This window comes from Flavobacterium sp. AK-301 (assembly GCF_058310215.1).
This window is the reverse complement of sequence record NZ_JBZEES010000013.1, coordinates 29,779-47,787: the sequence shown is the minus strand read 5'-3', so window position 1 is coordinate 47,787 and position 18,009 is coordinate 29,779. Positions and strand designations below refer to the sequence as shown.

Annotated in this window: 17 protein-coding genes; 10 read left to right on the top strand and 7 right to left on the bottom strand. The window is 31.8% G+C overall.

What is annotated here, in order from left to right:
• Positions 1-127: 127 nt before the first annotated feature.
• The 6 genes from tssD to AC4FQX_RS13610 all read right to left on the bottom strand — a co-directional run bounded on the left by tssD (position 128) and on the right by AC4FQX_RS13610 (position 4,938).
• Complete coding sequence (gene tssD, locus AC4FQX_RS13635) at positions 128-514, bottom strand: type VI secretion system tube protein TssD (RefSeq protein ID WP_491168268.1); 387 nt, start codon at positions 512-514, stop codon at positions 128-130.
• Positions 515-632: 118 nt separating this feature from the next.
• Positions 633-1,145: a type VI secretion system TssO gene (tssO, locus tag AC4FQX_RS13630; protein WP_491168267.1), complete on the bottom strand. Its 513-nt coding sequence runs from the start codon at positions 1,143-1,145 to the stop codon at positions 633-635.
• Between the two features lie 14 nt (positions 1,146-1,159).
• Positions 1,160-2,332, bottom strand: coding sequence for a hypothetical protein (locus tag AC4FQX_RS13625; protein ID WP_491168266.1), 1,173 nt, complete (start codon positions 2,330-2,332; stop codon positions 1,160-1,162).
• Between the two features lie 21 nt (positions 2,333-2,353).
• The gene (locus AC4FQX_RS13620; RefSeq protein ID WP_491168265.1) at positions 2,354-3,334 is read right to left on the bottom strand and encodes a TssN family type VI secretion system protein; all 981 of its coding nucleotides are present in this window, start codon (positions 3,332-3,334) and stop codon (positions 2,354-2,356) included.
• Positions 3,334-4,266: a type VI secretion system baseplate subunit TssG gene (locus AC4FQX_RS13615; RefSeq protein WP_491168264.1), complete on the bottom strand. Its 933-nt coding sequence runs from the start codon at positions 4,264-4,266 to the stop codon at positions 3,334-3,336. Before AC4FQX_RS13615 ends, AC4FQX_RS13620 begins: the two co-directional genes overlap by 1 nt.
• 33 nt (positions 4,267-4,299) lie before the next feature.
• Positions 4,300-4,938 carry an NlpC/P60 family protein gene (locus tag AC4FQX_RS13610; RefSeq protein WP_491168263.1) on the bottom strand — a complete coding sequence of 213 codons (639 nt, stop codon included), beginning with the start codon at positions 4,936-4,938 and terminating at the stop codon, positions 4,300-4,302.
• 177 nt (positions 4,939-5,115) lie between these two features.
• Here AC4FQX_RS13610 and AC4FQX_RS13605 point away from each other — a divergent pair, with 177 nt between their 5' ends.
• The 8 genes from AC4FQX_RS13605 to AC4FQX_RS13570 all read left to right on the top strand — a co-directional run bounded on the left by AC4FQX_RS13605 (position 5,116) and on the right by AC4FQX_RS13570 (position 14,416).
• Entirely contained in the window at positions 5,116-6,174 is a 1,059-nt protein-coding gene (locus tag AC4FQX_RS13605; protein ID WP_491168262.1) for a PKD domain-containing protein, read from the top strand.
• Positions 6,175-6,251: 77 nt separating this feature from the next.
• Positions 6,252-8,714, top strand: a complete 2,463-nt coding sequence (locus AC4FQX_RS13600) for an AAA family ATPase (RefSeq protein WP_491168261.1) — start codon at positions 6,252-6,254, stop codon at positions 8,712-8,714.
• Between the two features lie 197 nt (positions 8,715-8,911).
• Positions 8,912-9,361 carry a hypothetical protein gene (locus tag AC4FQX_RS13595; RefSeq protein ID WP_491168260.1) on the top strand — a complete coding sequence of 150 codons (450 nt, stop codon included), beginning with the start codon at positions 8,912-8,914 and terminating at the stop codon, positions 9,359-9,361.
• Between the two features lie 19 nt (positions 9,362-9,380).
• On the top strand, positions 9,381-10,748 hold the full coding sequence (locus tag AC4FQX_RS13590) for a DUF5458 family protein (protein ID WP_491168259.1): 1,368 nt from the start codon (positions 9,381-9,383) through the stop codon (positions 10,746-10,748).
• Positions 10,749-10,815: 67 nt separating this feature from the next.
• Positions 10,816-11,358, top strand: a complete 543-nt coding sequence (locus AC4FQX_RS13585) for a hypothetical protein (RefSeq protein WP_491168258.1) — start codon at positions 10,816-10,818, stop codon at positions 11,356-11,358.
• Complete coding sequence (locus AC4FQX_RS13580; RefSeq protein ID WP_491168257.1) at positions 11,359-12,075, top strand: hypothetical protein; 717 nt, start codon at positions 11,359-11,361, stop codon at positions 12,073-12,075.
• 11 nt (positions 12,076-12,086) lie between these two features.
• Positions 12,087-12,506: a GPW/gp25 family protein gene (locus AC4FQX_RS13575; RefSeq protein ID WP_491168256.1), complete on the top strand. Its 420-nt coding sequence runs from the start codon at positions 12,087-12,089 to the stop codon at positions 12,504-12,506.
• Positions 12,507-12,580: 74 nt separating this feature from the next.
• Positions 12,581-14,416, top strand: coding sequence for a type VI secretion system baseplate subunit TssF (locus AC4FQX_RS13570; RefSeq protein ID WP_491168255.1), 1,836 nt, complete (start codon positions 12,581-12,583; stop codon positions 14,414-14,416).
• 139 nt (positions 14,417-14,555) lie between these two features.
• On the opposite strand, the gene AC4FQX_RS13565 is transcribed toward AC4FQX_RS13570, so the two are convergent.
• Positions 14,556-14,798 carry a helix-turn-helix domain-containing protein gene (locus AC4FQX_RS13565; RefSeq protein WP_491168254.1) on the bottom strand — a complete coding sequence of 81 codons (243 nt, stop codon included), beginning with the start codon at positions 14,796-14,798 and terminating at the stop codon, positions 14,556-14,558.
• A 9-nt stretch (positions 14,799-14,807) separates the two neighbouring features.
• Between AC4FQX_RS13565 and AC4FQX_RS13560 the strand changes: the two genes are divergently transcribed.
• On the top strand, positions 14,808-15,011 hold the full coding sequence (locus tag AC4FQX_RS13560) for a SymE family type I addiction module toxin (RefSeq protein ID WP_491168253.1): 204 nt from the start codon (positions 14,808-14,810) through the stop codon (positions 15,009-15,011).
• 245 nt (positions 15,012-15,256) lie between these two features.
• Complete coding sequence (pheT, locus tag AC4FQX_RS13555; protein ID WP_491168252.1) at positions 15,257-17,713, top strand: phenylalanine--tRNA ligase subunit beta; 2,457 nt, start codon at positions 15,257-15,259, stop codon at positions 17,711-17,713.
• The last annotated feature ends 296 nt before the right edge of the window (positions 17,714-18,009 follow it).

Sequence of the window (18,009 nt, the reverse complement as noted above, 5' to 3'; positions counted from 1 at the left end):
TAGTAATAGACCTCCCTTTTGGTAATACAAAATAAACTGGCTACTGAAAATTAGATTCTATAATTATTATGCTTCGTAACATTATAAAAAACGCATTCTCTAAATTTCAGAACAATGTAATTGCTCCTTATACCCAGCTATTTTCAAAGTCTCCACCACCCATCTGGATTTTTTTAGAAGAAATCGTGAATAATTCTGTTAAAGGATTTTTTCCAAGAGAATCAAACGTCTCTTTGTACTTTACCATGTAAGCTTCTGTGAATTTTAATTCTTTAAGAGTCGCATCTGTATCACGTTTACTGTAAACAATAGATCCGTCTTTTCTCTCAAAATTGTTAGTCATCCATTCAAACAGTTCAGTACCTCCCGTAGATTCTACTTCAATTATAATTCTACCACCTCTTGTTACAGAAGACGGTCTTCCTGTTGCATCTGTTTCCTGTGTCAGGTCATAACTTACATTTAAGACAGTATAATCTTTACCGCCTACTTTTAATTTAGCTAAAAAACTCATAGTTATTAGATTATTTATTTAAAAATTTATTTATATACCAATATTATAAACTTTATGAAACAAAAACAAGTTTATTTAAATGTTTTTTTTGTTTTTCTTTCGAAAAATAAAGAAAAATCTATTGAGAGCGATACAATTGTTGACAAACTTCGAGATCTACCTTTACTTTCTCATATTCATCCTGATACGTTTTTGCAATTTGCGCCAGACTATCCATTGTTTTATCACTAAAACTTAAATTTCGAACTAGTCTTTTTGCATCAATTAGTTGTTTATAGGTCAAAATAACATTTGCATACATTTTTTTACCTTTCAAAGTATCTTTAGGTAAAGCAGAATACATTTCTGCCAGCTTTTTTAATGCTAACTGCTCCTGAAAGAAATTATCCTGATCCGGTTCATTAATCGCATCTATAAATATTTTTGCACTGTCAATTTTAAATGAGAACTTCTGTTGAAATTCAAATTCATTTTTTAACTGCTGATTTTCATATCGTAATATTTTATTTTCTTTTGAAGGCAACTGATAATTAAAAAATATCGCAAACACGATAATAAAAATTGTGATTCCGAAAACAGTGAAAAACAATAAAAATGCTTTTAACCTCTCCGCTTTATTCAATACTTCCATATTATTCTGATAAATTAATCATTTATTAAAGTTTTATTTCTGCGCGCCTGTGTAACAATTTTCTGATGTTCATCTGTAACCTCAGTAATATATACACTTCCATCTTTTTTCTTCCCGATATAATCCAGTCTTGTCAGAGTATAAAAGAGATCTTCAATACTTTTAGCAAATTTAGACACCTGTTTTGAAGTAATATCGATCTGATTGTGATTGTATCCTATATTAATCGTTTCATTAAATAATAATTCAAAACTACCTTGAGAAATATTACACCATTCAGCGAAATAGTTCAATAATTCCTCTTTACCGGACCCAGATCTTGAATCGATATAATTTTTAACTATTCGGGCAAAAGAGATAATATAGTTATACATATAAGCTGGTGGTCTGCCCGGAGTAAACCATCTGAAAGAATTAATCTCCTGTCCTAAATAATACAAAATCTTATCGCAGATAACATCCATCAGTTCGGACAGAACATTTTCCTGATCTTTTCTCTTTATTTTCTGAGAAATCTGATTGGCATAAATCTCCATTTGCCCCAGAAAGCGGTCTAATTCTGTAAAATCAGCTAATAAAGCAGGATAACTACTTACTGAAGTGCAGGGAGGAATATAGGACTCATCAATAACCGTCTGATTACTACTGACCAAAATTTTCCCCACTGTTAAAAAAGACGCCCCTAGTCCATTGTCTTTACTTAAATCTTCTTCTGGAATAAGATGTAATAAATATTCCGATTGTGTAAAAGGATACCTTGGCGGGTTCTCATCTGGATCTAGTTCCCCAAAAGGAATTCTTTTTTTATAATTTACTGAAATACAAGCAAGTAATCCTATTTTTTTACTTTCTTCTATCTCATAAGTAGCTTCTGGATATGCCAGTGATGAATCAAAATTATTCGTGTTTTCTTTTCGAATCTCAATTCTCAGACCATTGGGCGTTACCGCAACACATTCATCAATTTTCACTCTTAAAAGCTTATGATTATCAACAATTAAATCCATTTTTATGGAATCATTGCTGTCTGCGACAGGCAACAGTCCAAAATTAATTGGTGTTAATTGTACGCCAATAGCTTCTTTTGCCATTTCAAAAACGTTTTCCTGCATCGCAAGAAAATGGTTTTTATTTATTTTCATCCCGTCAATCCAGTTAACAGGATAATGAATCAATTTCTCAGACATATATACTTATACTTTATCAGATTAAAAATCACCTTCTTTTACTTTTTTATTTTCTTTTACTTTTTTCTTATTATTAAGATTAAGTTCCCTGATCTCAATCTCATTATTTATTTTAGAAACATCCATCTTTGTTTTTAACTTTCTGTAACATAAAATCTGACTGTTATCTTCAATTTTATTAGCATATAATGATAAATTAGGATCTATCTGTCTAACCGGAGTATACCAATTCTCTTTTAAAAAGAAAACCCAACTGTAAGGTGTTTCTATATTATTGGTTTCGACCCCCTCACTTTTAAACTCTTCATTATAATCATACATAAGGTGATAAAAAATACGCCCAAAAGTAGATCCTTTTGGAGATTTTGCCTTTAATATCTGGTAGTTATCACTATGCAAATCTTTACTTATATTAAAAGAAAGCACAACTACATTTTTCATTTCTTCGTCAGATAAATTATCATAAGCCTGAGGTGTTTCTGGGAAATCCCAGGTCATAAATACTTTGCTCGGAATAGTGACCGATTTATTGAAAGTAATATAGAACCAGGTCGGAACCATAAAAGCGAGAAGATGCCCGGACATAATCAATGTATAATTCATTCCGTTCAGAAAACTGTAAACCAGGCAAAACGGAATCAGAGCATAAATTATTAACAGGAAAGAGAAAAAAGCTTCTTTCCAGATATTATTCTCTTCAAATTCATCAAAATAACTTCTGTATAAATAAACATGAAGTATCCCAAGCAATAAAGCACTAATCTGAAAAAATATAAAAACCTGATAAAAATTAACAAATAATCTGTTATTCCCCAGAAAAGTAACTAAACTGTATACTAACATCAAAATTACTACATAAGGAACAAATTTGCTTTTTAAATTCTGTTTGAACTTAGGCGCTACCCTTGAAAAAACCATGGTAACAATAACACATACTATAATGAGAACTGAAATGGTTGCTATTAAATTTACATCTACTAAATTTTTTAAATATGACTTCATTATATTCTTGTTGTATAACCTAAAGCAGGTTCATTATTTGGATTAAATTGGAATAATTCTTCACTTTCACTAATCAAAAATTTAGTGGTAACCTCTACCTCTATTGGCAAAAATATTTCATAGAAAAGAGTTAGAAACTTTTCTACCGGAGAATTATAAATAAACTCCGAGAAATGAAATTTCTTCAGAGGACCTATTGAAATATTAATGTGCAGAGAATAATCGGTAAAACTGCTCCCGGTTATAAAATCAAGCCCCAGCCTTGCTTCTCCCAGATTTACTCCCTGATCATCATCAGTATGTTCTTTATATTCTGATTTTTCAAAACGCACTTCTTCTTCAAGTAAATAGGACAAACAATCCATTACTAAATTCAGATCGCCCATAAATTTATATTTATAAGGCAACAATCTCACTAACTTGGCAACCAGTAATTCCGGTAAATCTTTAGAGATACCCCAAAACTCATATTGAAAATCCAAAGGTTTATTCCCGTCTAATCCGAAAAATATTTTCTTTTCAATATTTTCAAGTTTCACCCCTGAAAAAAATATCTCATTCTGAAAAGGAGAAAAAAACTTTTTGGCTGCTTCACTCTGAAGTTTCTGATCCCGGTAAGACTTTACCATATTATCTACCGACTGACCGGATAAATCATTCTTAGGTACATGGGTAATTCCCTCAGGGAGAACATTATAAATATTATCCCGTGATAATTCTATTCTCAGTACCTGTTTTGTATTTAATTCAAAATCAACTACTCCGGAGGATAAAATATCATAACGATAAGACCGACTGAACTGCCCTTCAAAACCAATCAGAATCTGTTCATCATCAGAATTAAAATTCGTCAGTATATCATCTACAAGAACTTCCGCTCTAATATCTTCCTTAAAAGAAGCCAACCAGCTACTTAACTTCTCTGTATTCATTTTCTAGTTTCTTCTAAAATACTGTTATTATTTTTAAATTTTTTTATTGCTCTTCAGCCTTGCTGATGCAACATATCTCTTCTGAAAATACATATCATTAAAATCATATATACTCAGCCCTCCTTCTGGTGTACTGGTCAGAATCCTGTCATTATGAAGATATAACCCCACATCTGAAAGAGGAGATTCCTTATTATATCTAAAAAAAACAATATCTCCTTCTTGCAGAAAAGCTCGCCCTGTAAATACTTGAACAGAAGAATGTGTAAACATTCCTGACGGTTTTTTAGGTAAGGTAGCATTATAAACTTCACTGAATAAAGACTGAATAAAATAAGCACTATCTACTCCTTCTGTTCTATCAAATGAATTTTCTTTATAAGGCGCCCCTATCCAGGAATCGATATAAAAATATAGATTATAGTTTATAATATCTTTTGGATTTGTCGCCAAAACAATTGCATACTTTTCTTTTAATCTTAAGGTTTCATCATCTAATTTTTCAAAATTATCATCATAAATAACATAGTTACTTTCCTTCACTCTGTTTATACTATCTATCTTTTTGTAATACAAATCTGAGTAATTATACTTATTTGGAACGTGCTTTATAAAACGCTTTCCACAAAAAGCAAATAGTGTTAAAAATAATAGTGCTAATATTCTTCTCATTCTCCAAAAATATAAAATATTTGATTTATAGCTTACTTTTTTTTAAAAAAAATTAAAAACAAATAACTTTAACAAAAATCACATTTTATTTAATAATATTTTGGTTTTTTAAAATTTTATAATTTATATTTGCCACCTATACAATACCGTTTTATTTGGAAAGAAGTTTTTACAATTATGAAGAAAATCATATCAACTAAATTTGATAAAAAAATTCTATTAGCATTTTTATCTATTGCAATTTTTGGCTTACTGCTCTTAGGATATCAGTTTTTTAATCATGTAGATTGTGATGACTCAAGATATTTTATTACCTCAAAACATTTTTCTGTAGGTTCGACTATTGAATACGAAGATCAGACTTCTGGCGCTAAAAAATGGGAATGGGATTTTGGCGACAAATCACCAATAGATACCAGAAGACATACTTTTCATCAATATAAAAAAGCCGGAACCTATAAAGTGAAACTGATTATTAATGGACATTGCACACAGGAAAAAGTGATTAAGATTGATAATTCCCAACTTATTGACCAATCAAAAATCCCTGTAATATTAGCTCCGGAAGCAGTTATGCAAGGAAAGCCAATCCGGTTCAATTGTGAATTTCCAGGTGCTGAGACATGGGAATGGAGTTTTGGAGAAACACCCGGATTAGATGCTCTGACCAAGTCTCCGACATTTACTTACAATACCATTGGTGTAAAAAAGGTAACATTGTTAATTAATGGGGATTATACTCATATTGCAACCAAAACCATATATGTGGGACCTAAAAGAATAACTAAAGTTCGTAAATTAAATTTAGAATCTTACAACCCGGAACTTCCTGTTGAAGCCTTTAATTTACCATTAGGAAGCCCTAAAAAAGATCCATTGGTAGATATGTTGCAATATTTACCCGTTGCGCCAAAATCACTAAAGAAAAATGATTCAATACCTCCGGTAAAAAAAGCTCCTTTAATATCCGAAGAACAATTCAATCTTTTACTGCAAAATGTTGCTAATCAGAGTAAAACAAAAGAAGATTTTGCAAAATATATTTGTGATGATTATGATCTTCCAGTTGTTAAAAACGGAAAGGAAATTCTAACCTTTACAGAGCTATGCAAAGCGCTCTCAGGCAAAAAAATAAAGATTACTTCCCTCAGACTAAGTAAAGACAAACAAAACTGTGTGAAAGGAGTTTCAATTAATTACAAAGTAAAGAGAATAGTTGGCTGGAGCAGAGATTGATAAATTAAAACTGTTTAAAATGAATGATTTAGTTTATTCAATATATTTTTAAATATTGAATTTTAAATGATTAAGATATGGAAACATCGCCTATAACATATAATGAAGAGCTAAATAAAGCTTTTGAAATAGCACAAAAAATAGCAAAGGAGAATAATCATAAATATTATTCCGGAGCTCATTTATTAAAAGCTATTTTAAACAGGGATCTTTCTTTGCTGAAACAGCTAGAAAGTAACGGTATCGACGTTTTCTATCTTTTAGAATGGGCAGAAGTACGTATAGAAGAGCTACCTAAATCCGCTAATGTTTTTTCAGCAACACCAGATGAAATTATTGATAAAATTATTGATGAAGCAGATGCGATCAGAGACATAAATAATCTGAATGAAATTGACCTATATTCTGTAATGACTGCTTTAAGCACGCCGGGCGTTGGTTTTTCTTTCGATCAGTTAAAAGCATTTCCGGTTTCAAGAAATGAATTATTAAATGAAGAACTAGAAACAGAAACGAACATATCCTCTACTTCGACTCCGACAAATAAGAAAAATACTTTTTTAAGTAAATACTGTACTAATAAAAACAAAGAATTAAAGAACAATACAGAACCGATAGCAATAGCACGTGAACTTGAAATTAATTCGATTATAGACACACTTTGCAGATTATCAAAGCCAAATGTACTTTTAATAGGAGATCATGGAATAGGAAAAAGTACTCTTATCAATGGCTTTGTTCAGAATATCATCAATAAACAGGTTCCTGATCTGCTACTAGACACAAAAGTTTATGAATTGGACATCAGTGCTCTTATAGCAGGTGCTTCTTACAAAGGAGAAATTGAAGATCGCCTGAAGAATATTTTTCAAGAAATAAGAGCACTCAATAAAGCTATTCTGATAATTGAAGAAATTCACACCCTTTTAGACAAACAGGGAAATGACTCAGGTGCTTCCAATATAATCAAAAGTGAACTTACAAAAGGATTAACTATAATTGCAACTTCAACCATTGAAGAATTTACCAAAAGAATCGAAAAAGATCAGGGTCTTGCCACCATGTTTGAAATTCAGAAAGTAGAAGAAATAGATGATGAAAGTACTTTCAGAATGATTCGCCTGAACGTTGATAAACTAAAAAAACATCACAAGATATTTATCGATGATGATTCTATCTGGGAATCTATTCGTTTATCCAAAAGATATTTAAAAGAGAAATCTCTTCCTGAATCCGCTATAAACCTGATAGATCACACTATGTCCGTTTTAAAAACAGCGGGAGAGAAATTTCTGAAAGAAAAGGAACAGATAACTGAAAAGACAAAGGAGCTACTTTTAAATCCAAATGAATTATCAGAAAAAGAATTATTAACTGAAAGCAAATGGCTATTTAATGATCTGTCACATAAAACCTCTTACTTAAACACTCTTGCTCAGGAAAAGACAGTACAAGAAGCTCCTTCACTGGAAGAATCCGGAATTATTCTGGATTATATACTGAAACTACTTCCTGTTCTTGAGAAAATTGCATTGGAAAAAAGAGCCTGTATTGCCCCGCTGGATCTTGCATTGATTATTTCAAATAAAACAGGTATTCCGATTGGAAAACTACAAGAAGAGGAAAAACAAAGACTGAATGACATGGAAACCATTCTTCAGGAAAGAGTTATAGGACAAGATCATGCTATTGAAATTGTATCGGAAGCCATTTTAGAATCTCGCTCAGGGTTAAGCAAAGCCGGTCAGCCTATCGGTTCTTTTTTCTTCCTGGGACCTACCGGAACAGGAAAAACAGAATTAGCAAAAACACTGGCCTCTTTTCTGTTTCAGGATGAAAATGCAATTATCCGTTTTGACATGTCTGAATTTAAAGAAGAACATTCCGCTGCTCTTCTTTATGGAGCCCCTCCAGGATATGTAGGATACGAAGAAGGAGGTTTATTAGTAAATAAAATTAGGCAAAAACCCTACTCTATTGTTCTTTTTGATGAGATAGAAAAAGCACATAGTTCCGTATTTGATGTTTTTCTTCAGATAATGGATGAAGGGAAATTACATGACAGATTAGGTAAAGAAGGAGATTTTTCTAATTCAATAGTATTATTCACCTCTAATATCGGAGCTGATTTCATTGTAGAATCTTTCTCTAACGGAGTTATTCCTAAATCTAATCAGTTACTGGAAATCATGTCCCGTAATTTCCGACCTGAATTTTTAGGCAGAATTACAGAAATTATACCGTTTGCCCCTATCTCTAAAGGAAATGCAATCAAAATACTGGAAGTTCACCTTAAAAAAGATTTTTCAGATTTAGCAAAAAACCTGAATATTGAAGTTAACATCTCTCAGGAAGTAAAAGAATATCTGGCTGAGAACGGCTATAATATGAAGTACGGAGCACGTCCTTTAAAAGGAATTATAAGAAATGAACTAAGAAGACCTCTTGCTAAAAAATTAATTGCAGAAGAGTTCAAAGAAGGAGATTCAATTGAGATTATATTAAATACAAATAATACTATTATCTGGAATAAAAAATAGAACAGTCGGTTTAAAACCACCCCAAATTAAACTACTGTAAATAACAATCCCAATGTTAAAGCCTATTTGAGACAGATGGTATATAATAAAAACAACATTAAACAATTACAATTATTTTAGTATTTTTTAATAAAAATACTATTAATTGTTAATTAAAAACAAAAAATCAGTACTAATCAATTAAACTTTTACAAATTATGTTGTCAAACTATGGAATAGGAGGAAATGAAGTAAAATTAGATGCTAATGAAGGCATCATCGAAATTCCTCAAAACAGAACATTAATCGCTCAGAAATTATCTGCTACAACCCCTATTAAACCGGAACTTGTAGAAGGATTAAATACTGTAGAACAAGTATTTGAACATTTCAAACCTGAAATAAAAATCGGATTTGAAAATGCTGAAGGAGCTACAAAAAATGAAACTTTAAAATTCAAAAATCTTGGCGATTTTGGTATTAAAGGAATCACAGAACAAAGCCCTTTCTTAACTGATCTGGAAACAGAAAAAGATCAGTATTCTAAAATTATCAAACAACTTAAAACCAACAAAATTCTAAAAGCAGCATTAGACGATGCTGATGCAAAAAAAGCACTTATAGAATCCATCGAGGCTCTTATAAATGAATTAGAAATAACAGAATAAAACCTAACAATAGAAAGAAATGTCAAAAAAAGAACAATTAGAAGTGCTTAATGCAGATACAGCTGTATTAACTGCTCCAAAAGGAACATCTATTGAAAAAAGTATTACCAGACTTGAAAAGTACGGTGGTTTCGATCTTTTAGAAATGTCCATAGAAGGAGTTCAGAATATTAACCCGGAAAGAAAGGCAAGAAGAAAAATCTTCCTGACAGAAAAAGGAAAAGGAAAAGAAAGAGAAACTTTAAAAAAGACGCTTCAGTTATGGGCTGATATTTTAAAAAAGAATAACTCTTTAACCGATATGGTTGCTGTCTCCGAAGACAAAACAAAAGAGGCTGAAAGATTACTTCTGAAAAATCTGAGCGTTGCTGTAGAAGCAACAAGAGAACTGGAAACGAACTACAGAACAGTTGCTTTGTTTTATAAAAATACTGAAGCCGATAAAGTAAGAAATGTAACCGTTTTAAATGCTGAAATTGACCAGTTAAAAGATCTTGATAATACTCGTTTTATTGATACAGTACATTCTGAACTGGTAAATAATTATGACAGATTAGATCTGAAAAACAACTATGGTATTCTTGTAATCCCCGGTTATTTAGGCTCTAATAAAGTTATGGAAAAATGGGCAAGGATCGCACATGAGAATAAAGTAATGCTGATTACAGATTTTGAACATTTAGATGAACCGGATGATGTAATGGAAATGTTTGATTCCGCTTACCTTACTGGTGGAGATGCATACCGTTCTAACGTTATGGTTACCTGTAACTGGCTTGTAGGAAGAGGACGTTTTGAAACCATTGATGAAATAGATGACCTGTTTATTCCTCCATCAGCAGCTTTAGCAGGTAAAGTATACCAAACTTTAATGTCACAAGTAACCGCGGGTAAAAAATTTGGTGGAATTAATGAAGTAGACGGAGTAAAATTTGACCTTAAGAAAAGTGAAATTGCCAATCTTGAAAACATGGGATTAATTCCAATGGTAAATGAATACGGCAAAGTAATGGCTTTCTCCGGAAAAACATTATTTAATGGAGATAATCTGGGACTACAAACCTATTCTGTAGTTCGTGTATTTGATTATGTAACCAAAGTTCTGATGGATTTCCTAAACAGAAGAGCATTTGAAAACTTCTCTGCCAAAACTCGTAAAGAAATTATGGGACAAATCGTTCGCTTTTTAGATGGTATTACAGGACCGGATAAATTAATCGAAAATTTTGAGATCCGTCGTTTTGAACAAGATCCTATCCAAAAAGATCGTATTTTTCTGGATATCCATATGAGACCTTATTTTCCTGCAAAAAACTTCCTTATAAAAATGGACGGACATAAAGGAACTGATGGTAATGAATGGGATACAGATTACGATCAGGCATAATTAAACCATATAATCCAAAAGAAAGTTCTTCTTGTTAAGAACTTTCTTTTTAAATTTTAAGACACTTATGCAACGAAATAAAATATGGATATTTCTTTGTTTTTTTCTAGTTTCCAGTTTATTATCTGCACAGAACAGAAAAAGAAAAAAAGCAATATTTGACTCCATTCATCAGTGTGAAAACAGAATCTCACAAAATAATTTTTTACTGAAAAAGAAAAAGTTTGCCAGTGCTGAACCCCTTTTATTACAGGTAGATAATGATAAAAATGAATTTGGAACTTTACAGATCGGGAAAAGAAAAAGAAGAAGTTATTTATATTTTAAATTATTAGTCAATAATACCTGTTTAAAAAGTAGAGATGTAATAGAACTCTATCTTGAAAACGGAACCATTGTTACTTTAAAAAATCAGTATTTGATTAATTGTGATGGTAATTTTGTAAAAAAAATAAAACGAAAAGATAGAAAAGTCATTCTAAATAATAGAATTGTTTCAATGCGATTCCATACTTTCAATAAAGACTATACTTTTCTTATTAAAGAAGCAGATTATAACACAATCTGTAATAATATACAATGTATTCGAAAATATAAAATAAAAAAATAAATGGCTCCGATTCCTCAACTACACTTAGCACTAAGTACCACAGACTGCAAAGGTTCTCCGTTTTATGCAGGGGAAGGAACGGAAATGTCCCGTACGGACTCTGCATTGCAGCAACACACCATTACAATATACATTTCAGAAGAAGAATCAGGTCTAGTACGTCTAAACACCCCTAAATCAGATAAAAAACAACCTAAATCAATAGAAGTTCCCACTTATAAAATGCTGGTTACAGATTCTCTGACAGATGAAAAAAACATCTATGAAGTAACCCGGGATGCAATACTTCTCAAAGATGAAAAAAAAACAAAAGCTTCTTTCTGGTCTTTTCTAAATTTTGATTTTATTAAATCAAAAAAATATACCTATAGCACTATAGCTTTTGAACCATTACACCAGGAAATAGAAAGTTATAACATATCAAGATATAGAAAACTAAATCATGATACGTTGAGTTATTCTTTTAAAAATAACGATACAACAGTTCGTCTCTTTGCAGGAGATCCTGCTACAATCGAGCTTTCCCAAAATCCGGATAAACTGTTTTTAGTCGTTGATGGGCAAAAAGGACTACGGTTTATAGGAGATATTCTTTATCGGGAAAAGTTTTTAAAACTAAATCCTATTGTAGAATTAAAGATCATTAAACGAAAAAAACAACCTAAAACCATCGAGGTTAATAAAAAAGGAACGCTTAACAGAATTATATATATCTAAAATTAGTTATTATGTTTTTAAAGATCCCTATTGATTTTAATCAGATTACTCAGAAGAAAGAGCTAGACATAACCACTCTTGAACATTCCATTGCACAACAAATCATTTTAGTTGCTACCACTTATTTTGGAGAGTGCAAATTTGATGAAACTTTTGGGTGTGACATCTGGAATCTGGATTTTGATTTCCTTATGAGCGATACCACATTAAAAAAAACAATTACAGATGCTTTAAAAACATCCGTTAAAATGCATGAACAAAGAATGAAGCTTAAAGATGTAGAAGTCAATATTATTGAGCAAAAAATTAATTCTTTAGGAGTATACAGAACTAAAAAAAGAATCAACATACATATAACGGGGAATATTATAGAAACGAACAGACCTTTCGATTTTCATGGGTTTTTCTTTGTAGGTCCTCTATCCTATTAAATGATTATTAGATTATTTAGATAGTCCAAAATTGAACTATCTAAAAATCAGAAAATAAAAAACATATCCATAAAATGAATAAAGACAGAATCAAAGAACGTATCCTGAAAAGAGCCGCTCAGGAATGGGGCAGTAAAGAAATTGATCCTGAAACTTCTTTTGACCCTATTGTTGCAATGTTATTAAATGCCGTTTCCTCAGAACTGGAAAAATTATATGGTGAATTTAATAATACTCAGACAAGGGTAATTGAAAGAATTTTAGATATTATATTTCCAGATACAGTTGCAGGAGTATATCCTTCAAGAGCAATTGTTCATGCCGAACCTGTTGAAAACAATTACCCTCTTTCACTTCACTCTCACTTATTAAGTTGTAATAAAAAGATCAACAATATCTATGATCCTGCTAATCCCATTATAAAAAAAATATCTTTAGGTCCTACTGCCCCTTTTATCAGCCATGCTGCCAAAATTGAATTCATGGCTTATGAAAAATCATTATACAGAGTTGATAATTACTTTACTAAAACAAATATAAACAGCGCCACAAAACATATTAACCCGGGAGTAGTATGGATCGGTTTGAAATGTAAAAACAACTTTACCGATTTTAAAAACCTGATGTTTTATCTCAACATCAGAAACAACTATCAGAAAGACTATTTCTTTTATAACCTCAAACAGGTCAAATGTTATTACGGAACTAAAGAAGTTAAAATAAAAGAAGGCTTTAACATTGATATCCAAAGAGTGGATATTGAAAATATTGTAAAGAAAAATTATTCTTATATAGATCAAGTCAGCTCCGAAATAAATGAGTTTTTTGCGCCCAACTTCATAACTATTAAAGACACAATCTCTCTTAAAGATCAGAATGATAAAGTTATAGAAGAATTATCCGGTCATTTTCCAAGTGATATTTTTAAAGATGAAAAAGATGTGATCTGGCTAAAATTTGTTTTCCCTGAAACATTGGTTTCTGATATTATTGATAATATTCAGATTTCAATGAACTGCTTTCCTTTTTTTAATAAAGAAATATACAGAACAACCGGAAGAGCTTTAAATCCATATTATTATACTCCTTTAAAAACAAATGATTATTTTCTGGATCTGGATGCTGTGGTATCCGATTCCGGTATTTCCTATCATCTGAAAGAATTCACAAATGATATTCTCGAAGAAGGCTGTGGTACAATTCGAAGATCAGGTATCTCCCGATTTGATGAAAGAAACGCTGCCGAATTATTATCTTATTTATTAACTCTGGTAAAAGACGAAGTAGCTTCTTTTTCCGGAATAGGAGGAGATTTTTCAATTGACAGTATGAAATCAATAAATCAGCATCTTGCCTCTATTTATCAAAACATAAAAGAGAGTAACGCTGAAACTTCTAACGCTCCTTATTTAATGATTAAGAAAAAGGGGGAAGACAGAAGAGACCTAGCTTTAAGCATCAGTTACTGGGGAACATGTGGAGAAGATGCTAATGATCTAAAACCTTTTACCAAATTATACACCAATAATGATTTCTTACAAAACTCTGCCTATCTCATCACCTCTACCTTTGCCGGTAAAAAAGAAATGAATAATCATGATAAAATTCTGTCTTATAGAAATGCAATGCTTACACGTGGCAGAGTTGTAACTGCGGCAGATATAAAAGCTTTTACTCTGGATCATTTTAAATCAACAATCACAGAAGTAGAAGTATCAAAAGGAACAAAGAAAGAAAACTCACCTAAAGAAGGCTTCAGCCGAACGATTGATGTTAAAATAAGAAAAAATACTGATCCTAGCTATGAGATTAAAGAGTCTGAATGGAAATACCTCTGTGACAGCTTTTTAATGAAAATAATAAAAGTTTCTACAAATATTTATCCTTACAGATTACTTGAATTAGATTAAATTTTACGTTTTATAAAAGAACCAATTCGATTGGTTCTTTTCTTTTAAAAAACTACCTTACAAATCTAAAGGCTAGCGCAAGCTCTTGCTTGTGCCCGCTTAGGCAGTGTAGATTGCTGGGCTTATTCTTTTATTAAATTTATTTAGAGTATGCTTTTCTAGCCTTATAATCTCTTAGAAAAGTATCAATAATATTGAATAGTATTTCTTTCGTTTCTTTATCCAGCACCTGAATCTCTTCCAATCGTTTAACAGTTTCTTTGTCATAAGAAGCACTTTTACCCTCTCCAAACAAAAAATCCATAGGAACATCAAAAACCTTCGCTATTTTTAACGCCATTTCAATAGATGGGGCATTTTCATTTCTTTCATACTTCCCCACTATTATATTATGAAAACACCTATTTCACCCTTAACAACTTTACGAGTAGAAGCCAATTGTCATGAATTACCTAAAGGAGCTAAAATTGTTCCATATATTAAAATTTCAGGACGTTGGCTTGAAGATTTTGGATTTTATTTAGAAGGTAAAGTCACTTTGACTGCTAAACACGGTGTATTGATTATTAAAGCAAATAAACAAAGTAATCCTTAAACGTTCGCTCTTTAATGACAAATAAATCAAATTCCTTTTAACTTTAGCATAGGGTATTGGAGCATTACGGACTAGTTATGAAAAATAAATGCTCCATTACCCTTGATATAACAGGATTTTACTATAATCAATTAGTATTTATTCTTACCAAGAAATTAAAAGTACAGACAAAAATTAATAATTCTTTTTAGTACTTGTTTAAAAAATGTTTTTTCATTTTTTACTACTAAAACCAATCCTTATATTTGCAATCTTTATATAACATATTCCAAATGAAAATATCATACAACTGGTTAAAACAATTCATTAAAACAGACTGGACATCAGAAGAAACCTCTAATTTACTAACTGACTTAGGACTTGAAGTAGAAATCGTAGATCGATTTCAATCCGTTAAAGGAGGACTAGAAGGAATCGTTGTAGGTCAGGTAATGACTTGTATTCAACACCCTAATGCTGATAAATTAAGTCTGACAACAGTTGATCTGGGCGACGGAAATCCCCCTGTTCAGATCGTTTGTGGCGCTCCTAACGTTGCTGCCGGACAAAAAGTTGCAGTTGCCACTATAGGAACAACATTGTATGATAAAGAAGGAGCTTCTTTTCAAATTAAGAAAGGAAAGATAAGAGGCGAAGAAAGTTTTGGAATGATCTGCGCAGAAGACGAATTAGGTTTAGGAGAAAGTCATGACGGTATTATGATCTTAAATGCCGACCTAAAACCGGGTACCCCGGCTGCACGGGTTTTCAACGTAGAAAATGATGAAGTTTTTGAAATTGGTCTTACGCCGAATCGTGCTGATGCGATGAGTCACTGGGGCGTTGCCCGCGATCTAAAAGCAGGAATGACACAAAAAAATGTCAATACAGAACTAATTACGCCATCAGTAAGTAGCTTTAGAGTAGACAAGAGAACACTTAAAATAGATGTTTCTGTCGAAGATAACAAACTAGCCCCAAGATATGCCGGTGTTACCATATCCGGTATAAAAGTGGCTCCTTCCCCTCAATGGCTTCAGAATCGTTTAAAAGCTATTGGTATTACTCCAAAAAATAATATTGTAGATATAACCAATTATGTTTTACATGATCTTGGACAACCATTACACGCTTTTGATGCAGCTAAAATAAAAGGAAATAAAATCGTTGTAAAAACATTACCCGCAGGAACCAAATTCACTACGCTGGATGATGTAGAAAGAACACTTCATCAGGAAGATTTGATGGTTTGTAATGAAGATAGTCCAATGGCTATCGCAGGAGTTTTTGGCGGTAAACATTCCGGTATTTCAGAAACAACAAATTCAATCTTCCTTGAAGCAGCTTATTTTAATCCGATTAGCATTCGAAAAAGTGCAAAAAGACATGGATTAAATACAGATGCTTCTTTCCGTTTTGAAAGAGGCATTGATCCAAATATTACAGAATATGCAATCAAAAGAGCTGCCATTTTAATCAAGGAGTTGGCTGGGGGTGAAATTACATCTGACATCGAAGATATCTACCCGAAAAAGATCGAAGATTTCTCTGTATTCCTTAATTTTAATAATGTAACTAAAATTATTGGAGAAGAATTATCAAAAGAAACAATCAAAAAAATCCTGGTATCATTAGACATGAAAGTAAACAGTGTTTCTGACGCTGGTCTGGGACTAATCATTCCTTCTTATAGAGTAGATGTTCAGAGAGAAATAGATATTATAGAAGAAATACTGAGAGTATATGGGTATAACAATATTAAATTCTCCCAGAAACTAAATGCCTCTACAGCGTATGCTTCCAGAACTGAAGATCATAATGTACAGAATATCATCGCAAATCAGCTGACTGCCTTAGGTTTCTATGAAATGATGGCTAACTCACTGACTACACCTGAATATACTCAGTTATCTGAAACGTTAAAAAAAGAATTCAATGTAATGATGCTAAATCCGTTAAGTCATGATTTGTCAGCAATGCGTCAGTCGCTACTTTTCAGCGGACTAGAAGCATTATCATTCAACATTAACAGAAAAAAATCAGATTTAAAATTCTTCGAATTCGGAAAAAGCTATCATAAATTCCCTTCCGGTTACGAAGAGCAGAAACACCTTTCTCTATTCCTGACGGGAAACCGTAATTTAGAAAACTGGACGAACAACTCTAAAACAACTGATTTTTTCCTTTTTAAGGGCTATATCAACAGTATTCTGTCAAGATTAGGATTTCTAAACAGTACACAGGCAGCACCCGTTAAATCGGATATTTTTGCCGAAGGTATTGCTATTGTAAAAGGAAACGATGTTCTGGTTGAATTAGGAACTATTAAAAAACCAATTTTAAAATATTTCGATATTAAACAAGAAGTTTTATTTGCCGATTTCAACTGGGGATTAATCATAAAATTATTATCCAATAAAATAAAATTCACTGATATTTCTAAATATCCGGGAGTCAAAAGAGATCTAGCTTTACTGATTGACGAAAACGTTCAGTTTGAGACCATTTACAATCTTGCCAAACAGACGGAAAAGTCTCTTTTAAAAGACGTAATCCTGTTTGATGTTTATGAAGGAGATAAACTGCCTGAAGGTAAAAAATCATATGCTATCAGCTTTATATTACAGGACAATGCAAAAACACTGACAGATACTCAAGTTGAAAAAATCATGAGTAAACTACAGTATACTTTTGAAAGCCAACTAAACGCTCAGTTAAGATGATAATCAGATTAATTCACATCAATAAAAAGACCTGCAAATATGCAGGTCTTTTTTTATTAAAGTTCAGATTACTTTACCTCCTTTTCTGTCTTTAATTGCTTTTGCAATTACTACACTGTCTAATTTACCTGCAACTACATGATAGGTTAAAATAGACTGCAATATTTTTAAGCTTTCCTGTTTTAATAAAACTCACTTTAATGTTTTATTATGATTTACAAAAAAATAAACCTGAGTAAAGAATCAAGAAGAAAAAGCCAAGAAGAAAGAAATTTAAACCTGAGCCTGAAAGAACG